Genomic DNA, 23,651 nt, shown 5'->3' with positions numbered 1-23,651 from the left:
TAAATGAAAGTAGGTTCATCTATTATTGCATTTTTGGGACTGATGGCAGTTTGTAGTTGTTCAGCTCCCAAAAGCGAAATGAGTACTCTTGTGAATAATAGTTTGCAAATAGCGACTGTTCAATCAAAGTTAATGGCTGAGAATTTATTGAATGAAGAGGAGAAATTGCCACGTACTATTGGTAAGGATGGTAAACTGATGACTTCAAAGGCCAAATGGTGGACAAGTGGTTTTTTCCCTGGGGTATTATGGTATTTGTATGAGGTGAATCAAGATGATTCCTTGAAAATGTATGCAGAAAATTATACCAAAAGGATAGAAAATGAGAAATACACAACAGATAATCACGATGTGGGATTTATGTTGTATTGTAGTTTTGGTAATGGATTGCGTCTGACAAGCAATGATGAGTATAAACAGGTATTGTTGCAAGGAGCGGAATCATTGAGTACTCGTTTTCGTCCACAAGTCGGTTGCATACGTTCATGGGACTGGAATCAGAAAGTGTGGGAATATCCGGTAATTATTGATAATATGATGAATTTAGAGATGTTGATGTGGGCTTCCAAGAATTCCGATAATCCGAAATTTGCGGAAATAGCCAAGTCACATGCAGATGTGACGATGAAGCATCATTTCCGTCCGGATTATAGCTCATACCATGTGATTTCTTATGATACGATCTCGGGACAGCCTGAAAAGAAAAACACTTGTCAGGGATATGCTCATGAATCATGTTGGGCACGTGGCCAGGGCTGGGCATTATATGGCTATACAATGATGTATCGTGAGACCGGGCAAGAGAAATATCTGCAACATGCTACGAATGTGGCTAGATTTATTATGAATCATCCTCGTTTGCCTGAAGATAAAATTCCATATTGGGATTTTGATGCTCCTGGTATTCCCAATGAACTTCGTGATGCTTCTGCGGGAGCATTAATGGCCTCGGCTTTCATCGAACTTAGCCAGTATACTGAAGGTGATTTCTCAAAACAATGTCTTTCTGTTGCCGAAACACAGTTGAAGACTTTGTCATCGCCGGAATACTTGGCTGAGCCTGGTACAAATTGTAATTTTATTCTGAAACATTCAGTAGGTAATAATCCGGGTAAGGCAGAGGTTGATGTACCGTTAACTTACGCTGATTATTATTATGTTGAAGCTTTAGTACGTTATAAAAGAGATATTTTAAAAGAAAAACTTCATTAAAAACTTCATTTTAAATGATACAAAGATTATCTTTCTGGATAATGATGATTGTCTGTTCGGTGATGGTGAGTGGGCAAGAATATGACGGATATTACACAAATCCTATCCTGCCTTCGGGTGCTGATCCGTGGGTTGTAAAACATGAAGGATGGTATTATTATTGCTGCGGGGTGCCGGGTGGCATCGGAGTTTCCCGTTCTCGTGATTTGCATAAGATAAATCCTCCTGTACGTGTTTGGAAGGCACCGGAAAAAGGGCAATGGAATTCGACTTGTATTTGGGCACCCGAACTTCATTTCTGGAAAGGTAAATGGTATATTTTTTATGCGGGCGGATATAGCGGTCCTCCTTTTATTCACCAAAAGACGGGCGTGTTGGAATCTGTTACATCAGACGCAATGGGCGAGTATATCGACAAAGGAATGCTGTTTACGGGGGATGTTTTGGGAGACTGGAAAAACAATCGCTGGGCGATTGATATGACTTTGTTGGAGCATAAGGGACAATTGTATGCTGTCTGGTCCGGTTGGGAGAATAGTGAACCGACTGACAAAACTCAGCAACATCTTTATATCGCAAAAATGGAGAATCCTTGGACAATGGCTTCCGGAAGAGTAAAAATATCGTCACCGGACCGCTATTATGAACAAGGAGAGTTGCCATTGAATGAGGGACCGCAGATTTTAAAACACGGGAAAGATGTGTTTGTTGTTTATTCCTGCGGGCAATCATGGCTGGATACATATAAACTTTCTTATTTGCGTCTGAAGGACCCGGACGCAGATTTGTTAGATCCGAAAAGCTGGATTAAAAGTGATAAACCTGTATTTGAAGGTACCGATCAAGTATTTGGGGTAGGGCATGCCAGTTTTACAACTTCTCCTGATGACAGGGAACATTATATTTATTACCATACGAAAAAAGAGAGAAAACCTGGTTGGAAACGGGATATTCGTCTTCAGAAGTTTACTTTTGATGCATCTGGCGTTCCATGTTTTGGGAAGCCGCTTCCGGTAAGCGAGAAACTTCCTTTGCCTTCAGGCACTGCTCATCCTGTAAAAGTTAAGCCGATGAGTGAGCTGGAAAAAGACTTTACCCAATTGTCTTCGACTGCCCGGCCTTATACATATTGGTTCTGGATGAATGGAAATATCACAAAGGAAGGCATTACAAAGGATCTGGAGGCGATGCATCGTATTGGGATAGGTGGTGTTTTCAATCTGGAAGGGGGAACTGGAATTCCAAAGGGGCCTGTTACTTACTTAAGTCCGGAGTGGTCGGAATTAAAAGCACATGCTATAAAAGAAGCAGCTCGTTTAGGCATTGATTATGTGATGCATAATTGTCCGGGTTGGTCGTCAAGTGGTGGTCCTTGGATTACTCCTGAGTATTCAATGCAAAAATTGACTTGGAGTGAGACTGAGGTGGCAGGCGGTAAACGGGTGGATACTTTATTACTCCGGCCGGTAACGGAATTAGGATATTATAGAGATATAGCTGTGTTAGCTTTCCCTTCTTTCAAGAATGGTAAACCTGTGGGCTTTTCTGATTGGCAGTTATTGAATAACAGTGTTTTTAATCATAGAGGGAAGATCGGTATACAAACGTATGACAAAGAACAAGTTATTCGCTTGGAAGATATTATTGACTTGACGAATCAGGTTGATTCTTTGGGACGTCTGAATTGGGAGGCACCTTTGGGAAACTGGACTGTCATCCGTTTGGGACATACTTCTACCGGAAGAAAAAACTGTGCAGCTCCGGATACAGGCGTGGGGCTTGAATGCGATAAGTTTAGCAAACAGGCGATTCAGCTTCATTTTAATAAAATGATGGATTTATTGTATCCACTAATCAAACCTTATGTTCACCAGATTCAGATAGGACTGGAGATAGATAGTTGGGAAGTCGGTATGCAAAACTGGACATCCGGATTTGAAGGTGAGTTTTGTGAAAGGACCGGATATGATTTGATTAAATATTTGCCGGCTATGACAGGTAAGATTGTAGGAAGCAAAGAAATGACAGAACGTTTCTTATGGGATATTCGTCGTGTACAGGCTGACTTGTTGGCAGATAATTATTATGGTGAATTTCGGAATCTATGTAATCAATATGGGCTGGTATCCTATTGCGAACCTTATGACCGCGGACCAATGGAAGAATTACAAATAGGCTCACGGGTAGATGGAGTTATGGGAGAGTTTTGGAATGGGTTATCTGCTATTTTCCAGAACAACTTGATGATGCGGCGTACTACAAAATTGGCGTCTTCGATAGCTCATATCAACGGTCAGAAAGTGGTGGGTGCCGAAGCATATACTTCTGAACCTGAGTCGGGAAGATGGCAGGAATACCCATTTGCTTTGAAGGCTGTTGGTGATAAGGCGTTTACAGAGGGGATTAATCGGATGGTGATTCATCGTTATGCAATGCAACCTCATCCGGATGCTGCTCCCGCTATGACTTTAGGCCCTTGGGGAATACATTTTGACAGAACTAATACCTGGTGGGAGCCGGGATGTGCCTGGATAAATTATCTGAACCGTTGTCAAACTCTATTGCAAGAGGGACTATTCGTAGCTGATTTTGCATACTTTACAGGTGATAATATTGTAGGATACACGAAAGTGCATAGAAGAGATTTGAATCCGGTACCACCGGAAGGATATGATTACGATTTGATGAATACGGAAACGTTATTGAATAGAGCTTGGGTAGAACGCGGGCGTTTAAGGCTTCCGGACGGAATGAATTATCGTGTATTGGTTTTACAGGAACAATCGCATATTACGTTGGGTCTATTGAGGAAACTGCGGAATATGGTGGAACAGGGATTGATAATTGTCGGTGCCCGTCCGCAACAGACCGTAGGGTTGCAATCTTATTCAGTTATTGAAGAAAAAGAGTTTGAAGAACTTTGTGACGAACTATGGGGAAAGGCCGCAACTACAGTGGTGGATCGTAGCGTAGGGAAAGGTAGGATTTTCTGGGAGACCTCTTTGAACTTGGAACAAGTACTTGAGAAGATTCAGTTAAGACCTGACTTTGAAGTGAGCACAGATTCAATTAGTGCCCCAATACGTTATATCCATAGGCAGATAGGAGAGGCGGATGTTTATTTTGTTGCTAACCAGCAACGGACTTCGAAAGAGCTGATTTGTAACTTTCGTGTGAAAGGAAAGATTCCTGAGTTTTGGAATCCTGTATCAGGTGAAAGAACACGGGCTATGGTATATCAAACGAATGAAGAAACCATATCGGTGCCTGTTCAACTGGAAGCGTATGGTTCTGTGTTCGTCGTCTTTCGTTCTGACCTTCCTGAACAGAAGGCTATTCGTTCTATTCATAAAGATGGGAAGTGTCTGATAGATGCTTCTGCTATATCAACCGAAGAATGGAAGCAGGCGGCATACCCTGACATAAGAGATAATTTCTCAATCTCATTGTGGGTGAAACCGGAATCAGATGCCATGTTGAATATAGATAATCCAATGGGATATATACCGTACCCTTGGACGGAATATTATGCAATCTATCCGTCGGGCGGTGAACTGTTATATGGCGCAGGACATGCCACTTGTGGACTGGCTGTAGGTAGAAATGGAGTTGCGGTATGGGAGAATGAGAAAGGATATCCTGAGTTTAAAATGGGAGTGGAAAAACCTATTTCCGGTTGGAGCCATATTTGTCTGGTTTATAGGGAAGGGGCTCCGCATATTTATATCAATGGAGAGCATATAGCTTATAAGACGAAGTCTTTGCAGACAATTCATCCTGGATTGAATTTTACTACTTTAAAAGAAGGAGCTTCCTATTATAATGGGGATATGTCTGTTCCGGTATTGTTTTCTAAAGTATTATCAGATAAGGAGATTTCTCAATTGGTAGCCAAAGGATATACAAGAAATACTGATGAGCGTATATTGGACTGGATACCTTATGCGGATACCCGCTCTCTGTTGGCATGGAGTGATGGGAATTATGAATTTGTTACATCGGACGGTATAAAAAGAGAGGTAAAGGTTGAAAAAACAGGAAGTCCGGTGATGATAAATCAGAAATGGGAGGTTAGCTTCCCGAAAGGGCTGGGAGCACCGGAAAAAATAAGTTTGCCCAAATTGTTCTCTTTGCATAGACACGAAGATGAGGGCGTTAAATATTTTTCTGGTACAGCTACTTATAAAACTAACTTTGTTGTGAAACCTTCTATGATGTCTGAGGATAGAGTTGTTTTCCTTGATTTGGGTGCAGTAGAGGTGATGGCGGAGGTGATTGTCAATGGAGTAAATAAAGGGATCTTTTGGTCCCGTCCGTATTTAATTGATGTCACTGATGTGCTGAAGCCGGGTGAAAATACATTGGAAATTAAGGTGACTAATCAATGGACGAATCGTTTGATTGGGGATGAACAGTTACCGGAGGAGAACGAGTATGTACCCGGAGGGGGAGTAAATGGAATTGCTGCTTTGAGCCGTGGGGCTATCAGAAAGCTACCGGACTGGTATAGAAATGGAGTAAATAAACCGGAAGGCGGAAGAGTGGCATTCACTACTTGGAAACATTACCGGAAAGACTCGCCATTGATAGAATCGGGGTTAATAGGTCCTGTTCGGCTGATTCCTGCGAAGAAAATAGAATTTGAATAATGGATATGATAATGTGCGAACGTATAGTAGCCAAGACATCTGTAAGAATGCTATTGAGCTTATTGCTAATCTTTGGCTCGGTGAATCCTGCTATGTCTGTGTTACGAAAAGGGGAGACATCGCTGGGGACGTCTTTTGAAAGTTATTTTCCATTGAAAGAAATACGTTTGTCAGATGGTCCTTTTCTTGATTTGCAACAAAAAGGCAAAGAATATCTTCTTTGGCTGAATCCTGACTCTTTGCTTCATTTTTATCGGATTGAAGCGGGATTGTCATCGAAAGCCGGACCTTATGCCGGCTGGGAGTCGCAAGACGTATGGGGAGCAGGCCCGCTTCGGGGTGGATTTCTTGGGTTCTATCTTTCTTCCGTATCGATGATGTATCAATCTACAGGCGATAGAGAGTTGCTGAGACGATTGAAATATGTGCTGAAAGAATTGAAGCTATGTCAGGAAGCCGGTAAAGATGGCTTCCTGTTAGGTGTGAAAGGAGGCAGGGAACTATTCAGGGAAGTAGCCTCAGGAAAGATAAAAACGAATAATCCTACGGTCAATGGTGCTTGGGCACCTGTTTATCTGATTAATAAGATGCTGCTCGGGCTTTCTGCTGCTTATACACAGTGTGACTTGAAAGAAGCGTTGCCGATATTAGTACGGTTGGCCGATTGGTTTGGTTCTCAGGTATTGGATAAGTTGACTGATGAACAGATTCAGCAATTATTGATTTGTGAACATGGTTCGATTAATGAGTCTTACGTTGAGGTTTATGAGTTGACGGGGCAAAAGCGTTTCCTTGATTGGGCCCGCCGTTTAAATGATCGGGCTATGTGGGTTCCTTTGTCTGAAGGAAAGGATGTTTTATTCGGGGGGCACGCCAATACACAGATCCCGAAATTTACGGGTTTCCATAAATATTATATGTTTACCGGTGATCGGGCCTTTCTTCTTGCGGCGACTAATTTCTGGAATATTGTGAAGCAAAACCATACTTGGGTAATAGGTGGTAATAGTACCGGAGAACATTTCTTCTCTAAAAAGGAGTTCATTGATAGGATGCTCCATATCAGCGGACCGGAAACGTGTAATTCCGTAAATATGTTACGTTTGACCGAAGCTCTGTTCATGCAGCAACCGGATGCGACTAAGGCGGCATATTATGAAAGAACTTTATTTAATCATATCTTGTCAGCCTATGACCCGGTGAAGGGTATGTGCTGCTATTTTACTTCCATGCGACCGGGGCATTATCGTATTTATGCTTCACGTGATAGCTCTTTCTGGTGCTGTGGACATACAGGGCTGGAAAGTCCGGCGAAGCTGGGTAAGTTTATTTATAGCCATAAAGTGACGAATAGGCATCAAGAAAAGGATATAAGAGTGAATCTGTTTATTCCTTCCATTCTTTCTTGGAAAGAAGAAGGAGTCGAGCTTATTCAGCAAAGCCGGATTCCGGAATCCGAACAAGTTGACCTTACATTGAATCTAAAGAAAAAGCAGAAACTGATTCTGCGCATTCGTAAACCTGATTGGACTGATAAGGCTACTTTTATAATTAATGGAGAAGAAGAACAGCCTCTGCTTGGCAGTGATGGGTATTGGATTATAGACAGAGTGTGGGAGCGGAAGAATGTGATTACACTACGACTTCCGATGCATATATATACAGAGAACTTAACAGGTACCGACCGTTATGTTGCATTATTATATGGGCCTTACGTGCTTGCCGGGCGTATGGGAAAGGAAAATCTTCCTACTACTTTTTGGGGAAAGATGAACAATACGGCTATGAATAAGATGGACATGGCAAAAGTCCCGGTATTCAGAGAACCTGTAGAACGGATTCCAACTCATGTGGAGGTTGTTTCAGGAGAACCATTGAAGTTTGGTATAAACTTGAAAGGTTTTGAGCATATAGTGCTGGAACCTTTTTATAAAGTTCATTTTGAACGTTATGCGGTATATTGGCCGATAACTCATTAGATTCTGAATGGAAATGAAGGTATAATAGAACAATAGATAAGAGGTATGAAAACGATATTAAGGACATTTGTGGGTTGTACAGCGATTTTGTTTGGTACTGCCTGTATGGGAGCAGTGAAGTATGTTCCTGAGAATATGAAGGTAGAACTATCTTTAAAGGTTCCGGGTAATAATGCTGTGAATTATAAACTGCATCCGGATAAGTTGGAGAATAGCTATTTTGATTATGAGTGGCGTTCGGATAATAAATTGCCGATAACGGTTTTTCATAAAGTTGAAGAACGGGATAGTTGTATGCGATTGACTGTACAGCTTACCGCTGCACAGGATGTTTACTTCAACTATCGTCAATTGTTGAGTACGGGCTATCGCCATGATAACTGTCAGTTTTATATGCCGGGATTTTGGTATCGCCGTAATTTGCGTTCTCCTAAAAAAGCTCCATCATTCCATACGTCGGATAGTTGGTTGGTTCGTGAAGACAGGTTGAGCGCACCACTTACGGGGATTTTTAGTGAAAAAGAAAAACGATTTATGACAGTAAATCGTTTGGATGATTTTTCTATGGATGCTTTAGCTACACATAAAGAAGGAGAGATCATTCTTTCAGGGAAGACTTCCTTGGGATTTACCGGATTTGAGAATCAACAGGGAATAGCTATGCTTTCTTTTGGTTTTCCCTATCGGGAGGCTCCTAAAAGTTATATTCGTAAATTAACATTAGCACCTGAGGTGGAGGCTTTTCAACTGATGAAGAAAGGTGAGTCGGTATTGTTGACATGGGAAATAATGGAAAGTGGTGCGGATGATTTTTCAGACTTTATACAGCATACATGGGAGCATTGTTATGATACCTATGCACCAAAACCTGTGGAGAATTCATATTCTATAGCGGATATGAAGCAAGTGCTTAGTTGCTTTTTTGTAAATAGTTTGGTCGATAATCAACCGCTGGTTTATAATTCCGGAATACATCTGAAGGTAAGTGATTGTGAAAGAAACGGTCAGGCTGAGGTTGGTTTTATCGGTCGTGTACTTCTTAATGCATTTAATGCATGGGAATACGGTTGGCAATCGAACCGGGAAGAACTGAAAGTGAACAGTACAAAGATATTTGATAGTTATTTGAAGAATGGTTTCACACAAGCGGGATTTTTCAAGGAATCCGTGAATTTTGACAAGGGATATGAGGAACCGATCCATAGTATCCGGCGTCAGTCGGAAGGCGTCTATGCCATGTTCCATTTCTTAGCTTATGAAAAAGAGAACGGACGCCGTCATCCTGAGTGGGAGCAAAAGTTGAAAAGAATATTGGATATGTTCTTACAGTTACAGAATGTTGATGGTAGTTTCCCCCGTAAGTTTCGTGATGATTTAACTATTGTCGATCCGAGTGGGGGAAGTACCCCATCTGCTACGTTGCCACTAGTTATGGGATATAAATATTTTAAAGATAAGCGTTATTTGGCCAGTTCCAAACGGACGGCAGACTATTTAGAGAAAGAGCTGATTTCGAAAGCTGATTATTTCTCATCTACATTGGATGCGAACTGCGAGGATAAAGAGGCTTCTCTCTATGCTGCTACCGCTACTTACTATCTTTCATTGATAACAAAGGGAGAAGAACATAGGCATTATGCCGATTTGACAAAAAAAGCGGCTTATTTTGCTTTATCCTGGTATTATTTGTGGGACGTTCCTTTCGCACCGGGACAGATGCTGGGTGATATAGGTCTTAAAACTCGTGGTTGGGGAAATGTTTCTGTGGAGAATAACCATATTGATGTTTTTGTTTTTGAGTTTGCATCTGTACTTCAATGGTTGTCAAAGGAATATGCTGAACCTCGTATGGCCGATTTTGCGGAGGTGATATCTACATCTATGCGTCAGTTGCTACCTTATGAAGGGCATTTATGCGGCATTGCAAAATCCGGCTTCTATCCGGAAGTCGTTCAGCACACTAATTGGGATTATGGTAAGAACGGAAAAGGGTACTATAATGATATCTTTGCACCGGGATGGACGGTTGCTTCTTTATGGGAGTTGTTGACTCCGGGACGTGCGGAAAGGTTCTTGCTTGATTAGGTAAACTATTGAAGAAAGTGAATACAGGTCTGTGGCTCTCTTGAAAAAGAGAAAATGCAGTAATTAACAGAAAGCATGCTACAAGGACTTGACAAACGGCTTTAAATGTTGTATATTTGTAGTCTGAGAATATAAAGGGGGGGGGAGACCTACCACCTCCCCCTACGGGTACTCCTCCTTCCTGAAGGAGGAGAATATTAGATACTACTGACTTATTGCTCAACCTCAAACTATGCAGGGTGTTTGTGAAACTTGAGTTATTAATGAATAAATGAGAAAAAAGATATAAAATCGAGTATGAAAATAGTGAGATATTACAACAAATATAGCTAACTGTCCTACCCTTGTACAGAGACAGGAATGATTAATATAGGCAAAAGGCTGCAATCTTTATAGGAATTGCAGCCTTTTTTGTTGTAATAAATGGATGCTAAGATTCTAAATTTCTATTTGAGAGTTTATAATAAACTTGGATACCGTTTATAATAAACGATTCGGAAATTTATTATAAACCGAATAGGCGTTTATGTAGTGAACTGTAAATTATTTTAGTCATATTGATTTTCGTGCATGGAATCTTCTTGAATTCGGGTAATTATAGCATACAATGGGTCTGGTAACCTAATTATACAAACACTTGTTTTTCTTGTCCTGTTATCCGGCCCAGTTCTCCCTATCCAGATTTCTATAACTGATCGCTTCCGCTAAATGTCCGGAAAGAATTTGCTCACTTCCTTCTAGATCGGCAATGGTGCGTGATACTTTCAATATCCTGTCATAGGCGCGGGCGGATAAATTGAGCCGATCCATTGCATTCTTTAATAAGGTAAGCCCTTTGTCATCCGGCCGGGCAAATAGTGACAGTAATTTGCTGTTCATCTGTGCATTGCAATAGATACCGGGATATTCGGCGTAGCGCTTTTCTTGTATTTGTCGTGCTTTGATAACTCGTTCGCGGATCGTTTCACTGGATTCTCCCCTTCTTTGGTCAGATATCTTATCGAATGGTACGGGAATGATTTCTATTTGAATGTCAATCCTGTCGAGCAGCGGGCCGGAAATTTTATTCAAATATTTCTGTACTTGCCCGGGACTGCATACACAAGCCTTCGTCGGATGATTATAATATCCGCAAGGGCAAGGATTCATCGAAGCTACCAGTGTAAAACTGGCCGGGTAATCGATGCTGCTTTTTATTCGGGAGATTGTGATTCTCCTGTCTTCCAATGGTTGCCGCAGTACCTCAAGTACGTTTCTATTAAACTCCGGCAGTTCATCTAGGAATAAAATTCCGTTATGCGCCAGACTTATTTCCCCCGGCTGGGGAAAACTGCCCCCGCCTACCATTGCTACTTGCGAAATCGTATGGTGCGGGTCACGGAAAGGGCGTTGAGTGATTAGGGAGGAATTGCGGTTTAATTTTCCTGCTACGGAGTGTATCTTGGTCGTTTCGAGGCTTTCACCCAACGAGAGGGGAGGGAGAATGGAAGGAAGGCGTTTGGCCATCATTGATTTTCCGCTTCCCGGCGCACCTATCATGATGAGATTGTGTCCGCCGGCAGCAGCTACCTCCAGTGCTCTTTTCACGTTTTCCTGCCCTTTCACATCTGCAAAATCAAACTCGAAAGTACTTTGATGGGCATAGAACTCTTCTCGGGTATTAACAACTGTCGGTTCTAATTCGCGTTCATTATTGAAGAACTCAATGACTTCCCTGATATTGCTGACTCCATAGACTTTTAACTGGTTAACTACGGCGGCTTCCCGCGCATTTTGTTGGGGAATGATTAATCCTTCAAAACCGTCTTCCCGTGCTTTGATGGCAATGGGAAGTGCTCCCTTGATCGGTTGTATGCTTCCGTCCAAGCTCAATTCTCCCATTAACAGGTAGCGGGAAAACTTCTCCGATGATATGGTTTCACTGGCGCCCAGCAACCCGATAGCAAGAGGCAGGTCGTAGGCCGAACCTTCTTTCCGGATATCTGCCGGCGCCATATTGACTACAATATTGGTGGTCGGCATTTTATAACCGTTGACTTGCAGTGCGGAGATGATACGTTGGTGGCTTTCTTTGACCGCTGAATCCGGAAGGCCGACGAGATAAAACATACAGCCACGCGAGCTGTTTACTTCGATTGTGATGAGTGTTGCATCAATCCCTTGAACAGCCGCTCCGAAAACTTTAATTAACACGTTTGGTTACTGGTTATTTCTTTTTTTGTTGTCTTTCTTATCTTTTTCTTCTGCTGCGGAAACTACTTCTTCAATTTTCTTCTTCAGCTTTTCGCCTTTGAGGTCCTTTGCCAGAATCTTTCCGTCTGCTGACAGGAGTATGTTGGCCGGTATTTGCCGGATCGTATATTGTTTAGCAACTTCGGAGTTAAATCCATCGAAGTCGCACACTTGTTCCCAGTCCAGCGTGTCACGTTTAATAGCGTCTTTCCATTGCTCCTTGTTCAAGTCAAGAGAAATGCCCAACATGGCTATATATTTATTCTTTTTGTATTTTTTGTAGATTTCCCGCAGTTCGGCATTGCTGTTTTGATTGGCAATACTATCACCCCATGAAGCCCAGAAATTGATTAGCAGGTTTTTCTTTTTGAGGTTTTCCGATGTGCGGCTTATCTTTTCTCCTTTCACATTAGGGAGACTGAAAAATGGGGCATATTTACCGATCTCTGTCTTTTCCGCTTGGGAGATGCTTTCGTTAAGACGTTCGATGTAAAGTTTGTCTTGCAATACTCCTGCCATTACTTCGATGAGTTTTTTTATTTTATTGAAGTCGGGCGAGTCTTTTTGGACGAAGTATTTATCCAATAGGTAGAGGCTGACGAATGAAGAATGATGTCCCCGGATGAACTCTTCCGCTTTCTGCTCCAATACCTTTTCAGAGGGAGTGCCCAGCCCTCGCAGATCTTCCTGGAAAGCAGTAAACTCCTGATTATATATATTCCCTTCGATATGAAGGTATTCCGGATTGCTTATATCTCCTTTAATTTTGATTTTGTTTCCTTTATCAAGATATATGGGATATTCTATTTGGTTGTTGATAAGCAGAAAAGCAGGAGTAATGGTGTCTACCGGGATGGTATAGGCGAATTTGTCGTCCTTGGTGAAGATCGTGTCTATCCGGTCGCGCAATTCGTCCATGCCGTACAGGTAAAGTGTATCTGTTCCCAATCCTTTGATTTCTCCGGTGATACTGGCTTCCTTGGAAGGCTTGCTGCAACTGAACAGGCAGATAGCTATGAGGATTAAAATGCTACTCTTTTTCATCATTTTGATTTCTTTTCTGCGAAAGTACGGTTTTTACGGATAAAAAAAAAGAAGAGGCTGTCTCAAAATGCATTGCACCCCAAAAGTTAGACAAAAAACTTTTGGGGTGCAGCTTTTTTATTGCTTTTTGGAGGATTTTTATTTTTTCATTTTAGCAAAGAGAACAACGTTGTTATTGTCTTCGTTTAATGATTTCACTAACGCTTGTGTACGTTTTCGTACTGTGCTGGGGAGATCTTTTCTTGCCAGTTCTTTCTCTAGTGTTTCTTTTAGTTGTGACGGTTCCATGTTAGAGACGTAATATCCGTTGCCGAAAGACGGCCATATCTGCATCTCCTTTGTTCCTAAAAAGTCATTGTACAAGTGGAAATAGTTGCCGTGCAGTGTCTTTTTGTCTACAATATATTTGGCAGGCTTAGTGCTTCCCCATGTGTTTTTAGACATTTGTACCGGGAAAGAAACGTCGCCTATAAAATGGCGCGGATATTCGGAATAGCCATGCCAGGGAATTTTATCTTTATTGGCATATTCGACAGTGAAACGGGCTTCCAGACGGTTTTTGGCATTGTTGTAGTGGTATAGGCTGTCTACTCGCGGGGTAGGCATAATGACCATTAGCATGACATCATAATCGGAGGTGTTGTTACCCATAAATACTTCATTACTGAAGTCTCGTGGAACGGTCAGATGTGCGGGAGCAACGAAGTTTTTGCGTTTGCCGTTAAAATCTTGTGTCCATACTACTGCCGGCCAACCCTGAAATGGCAGTACCGTCACTGTGACTTCCGATTTCTCCGTGTCTACTCTGAATTGTCCTTTAGGAACGCGCAGGCATAATGGGATGGGGGCTTGTGGATTTCCTTTCAAATCGAATACAAGTAATTTGTCACTTTGCCAGGGTAGGATATAGATACGGTTGTGGGCCTCGTCTAACTGTTCAGCGTACGTATTTCCGTATTCGTTCGGTCCCTGGCCATAGGCGCCAATGTTGGTGATATATTTGCCGTCACGGGTGAAAAGTTTATAGGGAGTCTGTTTGTTATTACTAACCAGAATGTAATTGTCGCTGACAGTAGTACGTACCCAACCTCCTACCAGTGCTTCATCCCGATTGTCTAACTGTACCACTTGGAGTTCTTCTGTCAGATAGCTCAGGGGAATGTCTACCGTATCTTTCAGGCTTTTTAAATTACAGGAAATTAATGTTCCCGTAGGTGTTGTGACGCTCTTGGCTACGACAGGCGATAGTGCCAGTGGGTCTTTCGTTGCTTTGCTGTTGTCTGTAAAAGCAAAAATTGCTAATAAAGAACAAGCGCATAAACTGAAAATAATACTTCTGTTTTTCATACTGATATGTATTTAGTTAGTACTGTTTTTCTAATTGGCTTCGGGACAAAAGTAGGCTGAAACAAATAGAAAAACAAAAAAACAGGCGGACAAGAATGCTCTCTTGGTTGTCGCTTATATATCTGATTATTAGTAGAATATACGCTATTGCGTTATTTTGTAAGGCGGACAAAATATAAATGAGGTTGGACTAATTACTAAAATGCTTTGAGAAAACTGTCAAGGCTTATGTTTTCATCAGTGATTCCCAGCTTGTCGGTTTTGATTCGATATTTTCGTTTGGTGATAGCTGCTTTGCTGATACAGTAGATGTCTGATAAATCCTGTATATTGACATTGATTTTGACGAGGCAGCAGAAGCCGATTTCTTTTTCTCCCAAAGAAGGATAGGCTTGTTGTAAGCGAACTACAAAATTGTCGAAGGCATCATTTACGACTGAAATGACTTCCGCCCACTCTGTGTTTGTTACCACTATTTTGCTGTTAGCGGCAGATTCATCCTGCTTGTCATCGGTGTGGAGGGAAGGTAGTTTATGAAAGAACGATATTCTTCTGAAAAGAGCTTCCCGCAACTCCGCTTCTTTGTTTCTCTGTCGGATTTCTTTTTCCCGCAATCCGCTTAGTTCCGCTTCCTTGTGCAATAATAGATTCTCTTGCTGCAACCGCTCTTTTTTCTCTCTTTGATAAAAGAAGAATGCGATGAACCCTACGCTTAGTAAAGCTGTGATGATTCCGAGCATCCATAGTTCGTGCTTCTGTTGCTGAAAATGAAGCTGGTATAGCTCGTTTTGCAATTTGAGCTCGTTGAATTCTCTTCTTTGTATTTCTGAATTGATGTTGCCAAGTATATTATTTTTTATTGTATTTTCCTTTTGTTTGCTGTAAAACGCTTGTTCTGGATAATCTTCTTGATTTATCAGATTGAATAAAAGAGCATTTGCTTCCATGGCAATAAATTCTGAAGTGGAGGTTGCAGCTTGCTGATAGTAATATTTGGCGGAATCTGTCTGGTTCAGGGCTGCGTATGTCCTCCCACGGAGCAATAGGTAATGGGGAATTTCGTATCGGCTGCGACGTTCATTGGATAACAGTTGGAGATACTTCAGCGCTTGCCGGTAATCTTTTCTTTCCAAACTGGTATTCAGCAGATTTTCGAATGCATAATAAATGAGGGACTGGTGGTTGGGAGAGTCTCTAAGTTCTTCTATCAACTTTTTGTACCCTTGGGTATATTTTTCATGTTGCTGCATTGCTTCTATAATTTGAAGGTATAGTTGGTTTGCAGTGAAGTAGGCAAGCGTATCTTTGCTTTTACGGGTTAGCTGTTTGCTGCTATCCGCCATTGCAAGGGCTTGATTGTAGTCTTGTTTTCTGTAATATGCCGCTCTCCTTAGTCCGTATATGCGTGTCTTTAATGTATCGTTCAGTTGGTACTCTTTCAGCAACTTTCCGGTTGATAATAATGTGGAATCGGGTAGATTCTTATATAGGTAGGAAGCGCTTTGCTCTATGTGTGCTTGCAGCCATTTGGCTTGTAGGTTGCTTTGTTTGTAGCACGTGAGAGCATTTCGGAGCAGTGAGTCACCGGGGAGGCCGGTTTTCCATAGCGTTGCTTTATAAGAGAGCAAATAATAGTCTCCTTGTTCGGATAGGGATAATTGGCGGGGGTGTGCTATTTGTTGCAAATAGAAGAATATACTGTCTGTTGAAACTTTTTCCATTTTCATGGCTTCTTTCAGTAGTGATGAAGGTTTGGGCTGGCAACTGCTCATAATAATGAGGCAGCTGATTAATAAACTGTAATAGTATCTACTGTGCTTTTTCATATATTCTATTCTATGATTACGAATATACTATTTTGCCGACAATAAAGAACCTTTCTTTAGGGTATTTTATTAATTAACCGTTTTCTCCGGATAAAAAAAAGAATTGCCCGTCATATATATGACAGGCAATTCTCATTATTTAAAATAGAGTGGTAATTCTTATTATTTAGCGATGCTCATGAAATCTGCATTAGTGAAGTATTTTGCAAATTCCAGGTCAGTAGCTGCCTTCTTAGCTAATGAAGGATCTTTAGCAACTGCGCTCTTCAAGCTGCTTGTTACCATAGAAGAATTGTTAGTTCTAGCACCTAAAACAGCCATCAGGTAGTCAGTGTAAGCATCCGGTCTTTCTACGTTAGCCAATGTGTTTTTAGCCTTGTTGTAGTCCTTAGCAAGGATCTGAGCCAGAGCAGCACTGTTAGTCTTAGAGTCACCGAATGAGTTAACTGCTCTTTCATATTGACCTTGAGCGATGTACAGGTTACCCATAGATTCGCCAAGTTCTTTAGTGCCGGCAGCTTTACCGAAGTAAGTTTCAGCAGCAGCTTTGTCACCCTTGATCAAAGAGATCAAACCTAAGTTCATGTTAACTTCAGGAGAAGCGTTAACGCTGGCAGCTTTCTTGAAATAAGATTCTGCTTTGTCAACGTTACCAGCCTGATAAGCCAATTTACCCAAGTTGTTGAAAGCACGGTAATCGTTAGGGAATTGTTTTGTAGCCTGAGTATAGATAGCTTCTTGTTTAGCAGGATCGTTAGTCAGTGTAGCAGCATACAGCAATTCTTCAACATTCAGTTCTGAAGGATTAGAAGAAGCCAGCTTAGCGATTTCTTCGTCAGACTTACCGATGATTTCGTAGTTCAAAGTCAAACGAGAACGACGCAGCTGAGGAAGGATTTCGTCAGCCAAAGTTTTGTAAACTGAAGAAATGTTTTTGATTTCTTGTTCTCTTTGTGCAGGATCTTGATACATTGACAATACGCGGAGAATCAACTCTTTATCCTGGATGTTAGATTTAGAAACCAGTTCCTGGAAGCCTTCCCAGTCCTGTGCGGTATATTTAGCATCGATCGGAGCGTCGATTTTAGCTTTCTTCAGGTCTTTGCTCAACATCTTAGTTGTGTTGCCTTCACGATTTTCAGCCAGTGTAGTATTCAAGCTTACACCACCATCAGGAGAAGCGTATGCAGAAACTTCGATATTGCTGATCTTCTTGTTAGCAGCTTCGTTTACGTTAGCCACTTCTTTATTGAATTCTTTAGCAGTTTTCAACTCGCTTGAACGAATGTTAGCTTGTTGGATCAAGAACATGATGTTAGCGTCATGTTTTTCTTTGATGATACGTTGGAAAGCGTCTTCGCCCAATGCCGGGTTTGCGTTACCTAATGTATTGTTAACTAATTCAGAAGTAGAAATGACACCATCAGCTACTTTCACAGCAGGGATAGTAACCACTTTCTTACCGATAGTAGCTTTAAATTCGAGGTACAGTTCAGACTTAGCCATTTCAGGAACATAGTCGAAGGAAGTTTTCATTGTGTAGCTACCGCCCATCTTGTAAGAGATAGTCTGGTCGTTACCTTCTACTTTTTCACCTTGGAAAGTCGCTGGTTGGCCTTTAGCTTCGCCACCATTCCATTTCAAAACCGGAGTTACTTCTACAACTGCTTTCTTGTTGAAATACTTTTCCGGGAATTTGCCGTTAATGGTTGCAGGAACTTTACCACCTACTGCCTCCAGCACCTGCGGAGTAACAGTGAAGTAATCAGCTGATAATTCACCCATTTTTTTGCTGCAAGAAGAGAATAATGCAACAACCATTGCCATGAGTAAAGGCAAGTACAACTTCTTAGTCATTTTAGGTATAAATTAAATGTTTGTAATTGAAATATCGTCGTATTCACATACACCTTTCTGTCTAGTACAGAAAAAGTAACGCAAAGATATTAATTCTTAATATAAATATAAGGATAAGGGGTTGATTTTATCATAATTTAATGAAATTAGCGCTCTTTTTCTTTCCGGTACTTGATATTTCGGGGATGATGTTCAATGATCTCACTGCGAAGCATATTACGGTCGATATGCGTGTAAATTTCGGTTGTAGCAATAGACTCATGTCCGAGCATGCATTGAATAGCCCGCAAATTGGCTCCGCCTTCCAGTAAATGAGTGGCAAAAGAGTGGCGGAAAGTGTGCGGGCTGATATTTTTGATGATACCTGCCGTTTGTGCTAATTCTTTAATCATGTGGAAGATCATTATTCGTGAAAGTCCTTTGCCTCTCCGCTGGCTGACAAATACAAAATCTTCATATTCTTTTTTTACTTCGATCCGGTTACGGTCGGTGAAGTAGAGTTTTATCTCGTTAATGGCACGGGGGGAAATGGGCACAAGTCGTTGTTTGCTGCCTTTTCCTTCCACTTTGATGAAACCCTCGTCGAAATAAAGATCGGACAGCTTGAGGTTGACAAGTTCTGATACGCGAAGTCCGCAGCTATATAAGGTTTCTAATATAGCCCTGTTTCGTTGCCCTTCGGCCTTACTGCGGTCGACGGCAGAGATAATCCGATCGATTTCTTCCACCGTCAGCACCTCAGGGAGTTTGAAGCCTATTTTGGGCCCTTCCAGCAATTCGCTGGGATCAGCCTCCAAATAATCAGCCATAAGCAGGAAACGGAAGAATGATTTGATCCCTGACAGGATACGGGCCTGCGAACGGGGATGGATACCAATATCATGTAGTCCGGCTGTAAAACGTTGGAGATCAGACAGGCACACTTCCAGAACGTTGATGCCCTCCAAGGTCAGGAAACTCATCAATTTGTCCAGGTCTGTAAGATAGGCTTCCAGCGTGTTGGGAGATAAAGACTTTTCCAGTTTGAGATACTGCTGATACTTTCTGATTATCAGTTCCTGTTGTTCCTTCTTCTTCTTTTTTTCGTTGATTTCCATTTCTTTTTTCTACCTTTGCTCCGCGAAGATAGGCTGCACCTCAGCAGAATACAAATAAATTTGTTTCTACATTCGGTTTGCACTATCTTTGTGGCTTGAAATATTGTTCTTTGGATACAAAGGTATAAAAAAAGAGGATTACGCGATGAAGATACAAATTATTAATGGCCCGAATATAAATCTGTTGGGTAAGCGTGAACCTTCCATATATGGAAGCGTTACATTTGAAGATTATTTGGCTGAACTTCGCAAAAGATACACTGACGTGGAGATCGACTATTTTCAATCGAATATTGAGGGAGAGATGATCGACTGCATACAGCAGGTAGGATTTGACGTGGACGGGATTATTCTGAATGCGGGTGCTTATACGCATACTTCCATTGCTTTGCAGGATGCTATTCGCTCTGTGACGTCTCCGGTTATCGAGGTGCATATCTCCAATGTACATAGTCGTGAGTCTTTCCGGCATGTGTCGATGATTGCTTGTGCCTGCAAAGGGGTGATTTGCGGCTTTGGACTGAACTCATATAGGTTGGCGCTGGAGGCATTGTTAGAAAATAAATAAGGTATAATATATAATAGGTAGAAAGACTATGTTATTGAAACAGACTAAGATTGTGGCTTCTATTTCGGATAGACGTTGTGATGTGGATTTTATAAAACAGCTCTTTGAAGCTGGAATGAATGTGGTGCGTATGAATACTGCGCACGCCAGCCGTGAAGGTTTTGAAGCTCTGATTGCAAATGTACGTACCGTGTCCAATCGTATTGCGATTCTAATGGATACGAAAGGACCGGAAGTCCGTACGACTGCCAATGAAGAACCGATTCCATATAAAATAGGTGAGAAAGTAAAGATTGTAGGTAATCCGGAACTTGAAACTACCCGTGAGTGTATTGCTGTTTCATATCCCAATTTTGTACACGATTTGAATATCGGTGGTACGATTTTGATTGACGATGGTGATCTGGAACTGGAAGTCATTGATAAAACCGCTGATTATTTGCTTTGTGAAGTGAAGAACGAAGCTACTTTGGGAAGCCGTAAGAGCGTGAATGTTCCGGGTGTTCGTATCAATCTTCCTTCCTTGACGGAAAAAGACCGTAACAATATCCTTTATGCTATCGAAAAGGATATTGATTTTATCGCTCACTCTTTCGTGCGCAATCGTCAGGATGTACTTGATATTCGTGCGATTCTGGATGCTCATAATAGTGACATTAAGATTATTGCCAAGATTGAAAATCAGGAAGGCGTAGATAATATTGATGAGATACTGGAAGTAGCCGACGGCGTTATGGTTGCCCGTGGTGATTTAGGTATTGAGGTCCCTCAGGAACGCATTCCGGGAATCCAGCGTGTGCTGATTCGTAAATGTATCCTGGCAAAGAAGCCGGTGATCGTTGCTACGCAAATGTTGCATACGATGATTAACAATCCTCGTCCTACTCGTGCGGAAGTTACTGACATTGCCAATGCAATTTATTATCGTACGGACGCTTTGATGTTGAGTGGTGAAACTGCTTATGGTAAGTATCCGGTGGATGCGGTGAAAACAATGACTAAGATTGCGGCTCAGGCTGAAAAAGATAAACTGGAAGAAAATGATATTCGTATCCCGTTGGATGAAAACAGTAATGATGTTACGGCTTTCCTTGCCAAACAGGCTGTAAAAGCTACATCTAAGTTAAAGATACGTGCGATCATTACCGACAGTTATAGCGGACGTACAGCACGCAATCTGGCTGCTTTCCGTGGCAAGTATCCGGTATTGGCTATTTGTTATAAGGAAAAGACGATGCGGCATCTGGCTCTTTCTTATGGTGTGGAAGCGATCTATATGCCGGAACTCGCAAACGGGCAGGAATACTATTTTGCAGCCCTGCGCCGCCTGTTGAAAGAAGGACGTTTGCAGCCAACGGATATGGTAGGCTATTTGAGTAGTGGTAAAGAAGGTACGCAAACTTCCTTCCTCGAAATAAATGTGGTGGAGGATGCGTTGAAGCATGCGGAAGATACCGTATTGCCTAATAATAACCGTTATCTGTAAAAAGAACAGGCTGTATGCAAGAGACTGAATCTATTGACGAATATATTCTGCAACATATTGATCCCGAAAGCGATTATTTGAAAGCGCTGTATCGGGATACGCACGTAAAATTGCTTCGTCCCCGTATGGCTTCCGGGCATTTGCAGGGGCGGATGTTGAAGATGTTTGTGAAGATGATTCGGCCTCGGCAGATACTGGAGATCGGGACGTATAGCGGATATTCCGCTCTTTGTCTGGCAGAAGGTTTGTCGGAGGGCGGAATGTTGCATACCTTTGAAATAAATGATGAACAAGAGGACTTTACCCGTCCGTGGCTTGAAAAATCGCCATTTGCAGATAAAATCCGTTTCTATATAGGTGATGCCTTGGAACTTGTTCCCGATTTGGGCGTTACGTTTGATCTGGCTTTTATTGACGGTGATAAACGTAAATATATTGAGTATTACGAAATGACGTTGGCTCATCTTTCCGAAGGAGGATACATGATAGCTGACAATACGCTGTGGGATGGTCATGTGCTGGAACAACCCCGTAATACGGATGCCCAGACAATCGGCATTAAGGCTTTTAATGATCTTGTAGCCAAAGATGAACGGGTGGAGAAAGTAATATTACCCTTACGTGATGGGTTAACGATTATAAGAAAAAAGTAAAGGAGTAGATTTATGGAAACAACTAGACAGAATAAGATATCCCGCTTGTTGCAGAAAGAACTGAGTGAGATATTCCTGTTGCAGACAAAGGCGATGCATGGGACGTTGGTATCGGTTAGTGCTGTGCGCATTAGTCCGGATATGAGTATTGCCCGTGTTTATCTCAGTGTTTTTCCTTCTGAGAAAGCAGAAGAAATGGTGAAGAATATCAATGATAATATGAAATCCATTCGTTATGAACTGGGTACTCGTGTTCGTTATCAGCTACGTATTATCCCTGAACTGAAGTTCTTTGTGGATGATTCGTTGGATTATATCGAGAAGATTGACTCATTGCTGAAATGAAATAATTCATTGCAGAGGTGAATTTCCCCTTCTATATAGCCCGGCGTTATCTTTTTTCGAAAAAGAAACATAATGCTATTAATATCATATCCGGCATTTCTGTGTGCGGAGTGGCCCTTGCTACATTGGCGTTGATCTGTACACTCTCTGTTTTTAACGGCTTTCAGGATATGGTGGCCAGCTTTTTCACCGCTTTCGATCCGCAGTTGAAAATTGTGGTTCGTGAAGGGAAGGTTTTTGACGGGCAAGATGAACGGATTCGCGCTGTTTGTGCGCTTCCCGAAGTGGCTGTATCTACAGAAACGCTCGAAGAGAATGCAATGGTACAGTATAAAGACCGTCAGACTATGGCTGTTTTGAAGGGTGTAGAAGATAACTTTGAGGAATTGACCGAGATTGACAGTATACTTTATGGAGCCGGTGAGTTTCTCTTGCATGATTCGATTGTGAATTACGGGATTATGGGAGTGGAACTCGTGGCCACTTTAGGTACAGGATTGGAATTTGTCGATCCGCTTCAGGTTTATCTTCCCAAACGGAATGCCAAAGTAAATATGGCAAATCCCGGTGCTTCCTTTAAACGTGACTATCTTTATTCTCCCGGAGTGGTGTTTGTCGTGAATCAACAGCTGTATGATGGTAAATATATTCTTACCTCTCTTGATTTTATCCGACAACTGCTGGATTATACCACGGAGGTTTCTGCGATAGAGCTGAAATTAAAATCCGGTGCAAACGTCTCATCTGTACAATCTAAGATCGAAAAAATGTTGGGAGATGATTTTGTTGTTCAGGACCGTTATCAGCAGCAGGCGGATGTGTTCCGTATTATGGAAATTGAGAAACTGATCTCCTATCTATTTTTGACTTTTATCCTTATGATTGCCTGTTTTAATGTGATCGGTTCTCTTTCTATGCTGATACTGGATAAAAAAGATGATGTTGTAACATTACGCAGTCTGGGGGCTAATGATAAACTTATTTCCCGGATATTCTTATTTGAGGGACGTCTTATTTCTCTTTTTGGTGCTATCTCCGGTATTATTCTCGGATTAATTTTATGTTTTGTCCAGCAGAAATTTGGCGTAATTTCGCTAGGTGGAGGCGGTGGTACTTTTATCGTGGACGCCTACCCTGTCAGTGTTCATGCGTGGGATGTTGTGCTTGTCTTCATAACCGTTCTGACTGTCGGATTCCTTTCTGTGTGGTATCCGGTACGCTATTTGAGTAAAAGACTTTTATAGTCGGATGCGGAACTCCTCTTGTGGAAA

Annotated in this window: 15 protein-coding genes; 9 read left to right on the top strand and 6 right to left on the bottom strand. The window is 41.7% G+C overall.

All coding sequences use genetic code 11. The features are described from left to right. The first annotated feature begins 3 nt into the window (after positions 1–3). Genes CGC64_RS02680 through CGC64_RS02665 form a run of 4 tightly spaced genes read left to right on the top strand, consistent with a single transcriptional unit; the run spans position 4 to position 9,925 of the window. Positions 4–1,212, top strand: a complete 1,209-nt coding sequence (locus CGC64_RS02680) for a glycoside hydrolase family 88 protein (RefSeq protein ID WP_005675213.1) — start codon at positions 4–6, stop codon at positions 1,210–1,212. 14 nt (positions 1,213–1,226) lie between these two features. Further along, a complete protein-coding gene (locus CGC64_RS02675; RefSeq protein ID WP_005675214.1) occupies positions 1,227–5,861 on the top strand; it encodes a glycosyl hydrolase in 4,635 nt (1,544 codons plus the stop codon). Beyond that, positions 5,861–7,840 carry a glycoside hydrolase family 127 protein gene (locus CGC64_RS02670; protein ID WP_005675215.1) on the top strand — a complete coding sequence of 660 codons (1,980 nt, stop codon included), beginning with the start codon at positions 5,861–5,863 and terminating at the stop codon, positions 7,838–7,840. The genes CGC64_RS02675 and CGC64_RS02670 overlap by 1 nt, the downstream gene beginning before the upstream one ends. Positions 7,841–7,885: 45 nt before the next feature. Then, positions 7,886–9,925 (top strand): hypothetical protein, encoded by a 2,040-nt coding sequence (locus tag CGC64_RS02665; protein ID WP_005675216.1) that lies wholly within the window; start codon positions 7,886–7,888, stop codon positions 9,923–9,925. Positions 9,926–10,579: 654 nt separating this feature from the next. On the opposite strand, the gene CGC64_RS02660 is transcribed toward CGC64_RS02665, so the two are convergent. The 6 genes from CGC64_RS02660 to xerD all read right to left on the bottom strand — a co-directional run bounded on the left by CGC64_RS02660 (position 10,580) and on the right by xerD (position 19,328). Next, positions 10,580–12,118: a YifB family Mg chelatase-like AAA ATPase gene (locus CGC64_RS02660; protein ID WP_032854926.1), complete on the bottom strand. Its 1,539-nt coding sequence runs from the start codon at positions 12,116–12,118 to the stop codon at positions 10,580–10,582. 6 nt (positions 12,119–12,124) lie between these two features. Next, on the bottom strand, positions 12,125–13,201 hold the full coding sequence (locus tag CGC64_RS02655) for a TlpA disulfide reductase family protein (RefSeq protein ID WP_005681906.1): 1,077 nt from the start codon (positions 13,199–13,201) through the stop codon (positions 12,125–12,127). A 138-nt stretch (positions 13,202–13,339) separates the two neighbouring features. Next, positions 13,340–14,548: a 6-bladed beta-propeller gene (locus tag CGC64_RS02650; protein ID WP_005675223.1), complete on the bottom strand. Its 1,209-nt coding sequence runs from the start codon at positions 14,546–14,548 to the stop codon at positions 13,340–13,342. A gap of 197 nt (positions 14,549–14,745) precedes the next feature. Next, positions 14,746–16,374 (bottom strand): tetratricopeptide repeat protein, encoded by a 1,629-nt coding sequence (locus CGC64_RS02645; RefSeq protein WP_005681904.1) that lies wholly within the window; start codon positions 16,372–16,374, stop codon positions 14,746–14,748. A 162-nt stretch (positions 16,375–16,536) separates the two neighbouring features. Further along, positions 16,537–18,231, bottom strand: coding sequence for a tetratricopeptide repeat protein (locus CGC64_RS02640; RefSeq protein ID WP_005675225.1), 1,695 nt, complete (start codon positions 18,229–18,231; stop codon positions 16,537–16,539). Between the two features lie 146 nt (positions 18,232–18,377). Continuing rightward, positions 18,378–19,328, bottom strand: coding sequence for a site-specific tyrosine recombinase XerD (gene xerD, locus CGC64_RS02635; protein WP_005675226.1), 951 nt, complete (start codon positions 19,326–19,328; stop codon positions 18,378–18,380). 145 nt (positions 19,329–19,473) lie between these two features. Between xerD and aroQ the strand changes: the two genes are divergently transcribed. Genes aroQ through CGC64_RS02610 form a run of 5 tightly spaced genes read left to right on the top strand, consistent with a single transcriptional unit; the run spans position 19,474 to position 23,624 of the window. Next, positions 19,474–19,896 (top strand): type II 3-dehydroquinate dehydratase, encoded by a 423-nt coding sequence (gene aroQ, locus CGC64_RS02630; RefSeq protein WP_005675227.1) that lies wholly within the window; start codon positions 19,474–19,476, stop codon positions 19,894–19,896. 28 nt (positions 19,897–19,924) lie between these two features. Next, positions 19,925–21,382, top strand: a complete 1,458-nt coding sequence (pyk, locus tag CGC64_RS02625; RefSeq protein WP_005675228.1) for a pyruvate kinase — start codon at positions 19,925–19,927, stop codon at positions 21,380–21,382. Between the two features lie 14 nt (positions 21,383–21,396). Further along, entirely contained in the window at positions 21,397–22,035 is a 639-nt protein-coding gene (locus CGC64_RS02620) for an O-methyltransferase (RefSeq protein WP_005675231.1), read from the top strand. 12 nt (positions 22,036–22,047) lie between these two features. Beyond that, a complete protein-coding gene (gene rbfA, locus CGC64_RS02615; RefSeq protein ID WP_005675232.1) occupies positions 22,048–22,380 on the top strand; it encodes a 30S ribosome-binding factor RbfA in 333 nt (110 codons plus the stop codon). Between the two features lie 17 nt (positions 22,381–22,397). Beyond that, positions 22,398–23,624 carry an FtsX-like permease family protein gene (locus CGC64_RS02610; protein ID WP_005681899.1) on the top strand — a complete coding sequence of 409 codons (1,227 nt, stop codon included), beginning with the start codon at positions 22,398–22,400 and terminating at the stop codon, positions 23,622–23,624. Positions 23,625–23,651 lie beyond the last annotated feature (27 nt).

The sequence above is a fragment of the Bacteroides caccae genome (assembly GCF_002222615.2).
Classification (GTDB): Bacteria; Bacteroidota; Bacteroidia; order Bacteroidales; family Bacteroidaceae; genus Bacteroides; species Bacteroides caccae.
Note: the sequence above shows the minus strand (reverse complement) of the source record. Positions and strands in the feature narration are given on the sequence as shown.

What these genes read in the sequence shown, in the direction of transcription:
- CGC64_RS02680 (WP_005675213.1), top strand. Translation starts at nt 4, where the DNA reads ATGAAAGTAGGTTCATCTATTATTGCATTTTTGGGACTGATGGCAGTT.
- CGC64_RS02675 (WP_005675214.1), top strand. Translation starts at nt 1,227, where the DNA reads ATGATACAAAGATTATCTTTCTGGATAATGATGATTGTCTGTTCGGTG.
- CGC64_RS02670 (WP_005675215.1), top strand. Translation starts at nt 5,861, where the DNA reads ATGGATATGATAATGTGCGAACGTATAGTAGCCAAGACATCTGTAAGA.
- CGC64_RS02665 (WP_005675216.1), top strand. Translation starts at nt 7,886, where the DNA reads ATGAAAACGATATTAAGGACATTTGTGGGTTGTACAGCGATTTTGTTT.
- CGC64_RS02655 (WP_005681906.1), bottom strand. Translation starts at nt 13,201, where the DNA reads ATGAAAAAGAGTAGCATTTTAATCCTCATAGCTATCTGCCTGTTCAGT.
- CGC64_RS02650 (WP_005675223.1), bottom strand. Translation starts at nt 14,548, where the DNA reads ATGAAAAACAGAAGTATTATTTTCAGTTTATGCGCTTGTTCTTTATTA.
- CGC64_RS02645 (WP_005681904.1), bottom strand. Translation starts at nt 16,374, where the DNA reads ATGAAAAAGCACAGTAGATACTATTACAGTTTATTAATCAGCTGCCTC.
- CGC64_RS02640 (WP_005675225.1), bottom strand. Translation starts at nt 18,231, where the DNA reads ATGACTAAGAAGTTGTACTTGCCTTTACTCATGGCAATGGTTGTTGCA.
- xerD (WP_005675226.1), bottom strand. Translation starts at nt 19,328, where the DNA reads ATGGAAATCAACGAAAAAAAGAAGAAGAAGGAACAACAGGAACTGATA.
- aroQ (WP_005675227.1), top strand. Translation starts at nt 19,474, where the DNA reads ATGAAGATACAAATTATTAATGGCCCGAATATAAATCTGTTGGGTAAG.
- pyk (WP_005675228.1), top strand. Translation starts at nt 19,925, where the DNA reads ATGTTATTGAAACAGACTAAGATTGTGGCTTCTATTTCGGATAGACGT.
- CGC64_RS02620 (WP_005675231.1), top strand. Translation starts at nt 21,397, where the DNA reads ATGCAAGAGACTGAATCTATTGACGAATATATTCTGCAACATATTGAT.
- rbfA (WP_005675232.1), top strand. Translation starts at nt 22,048, where the DNA reads ATGGAAACAACTAGACAGAATAAGATATCCCGCTTGTTGCAGAAAGAA.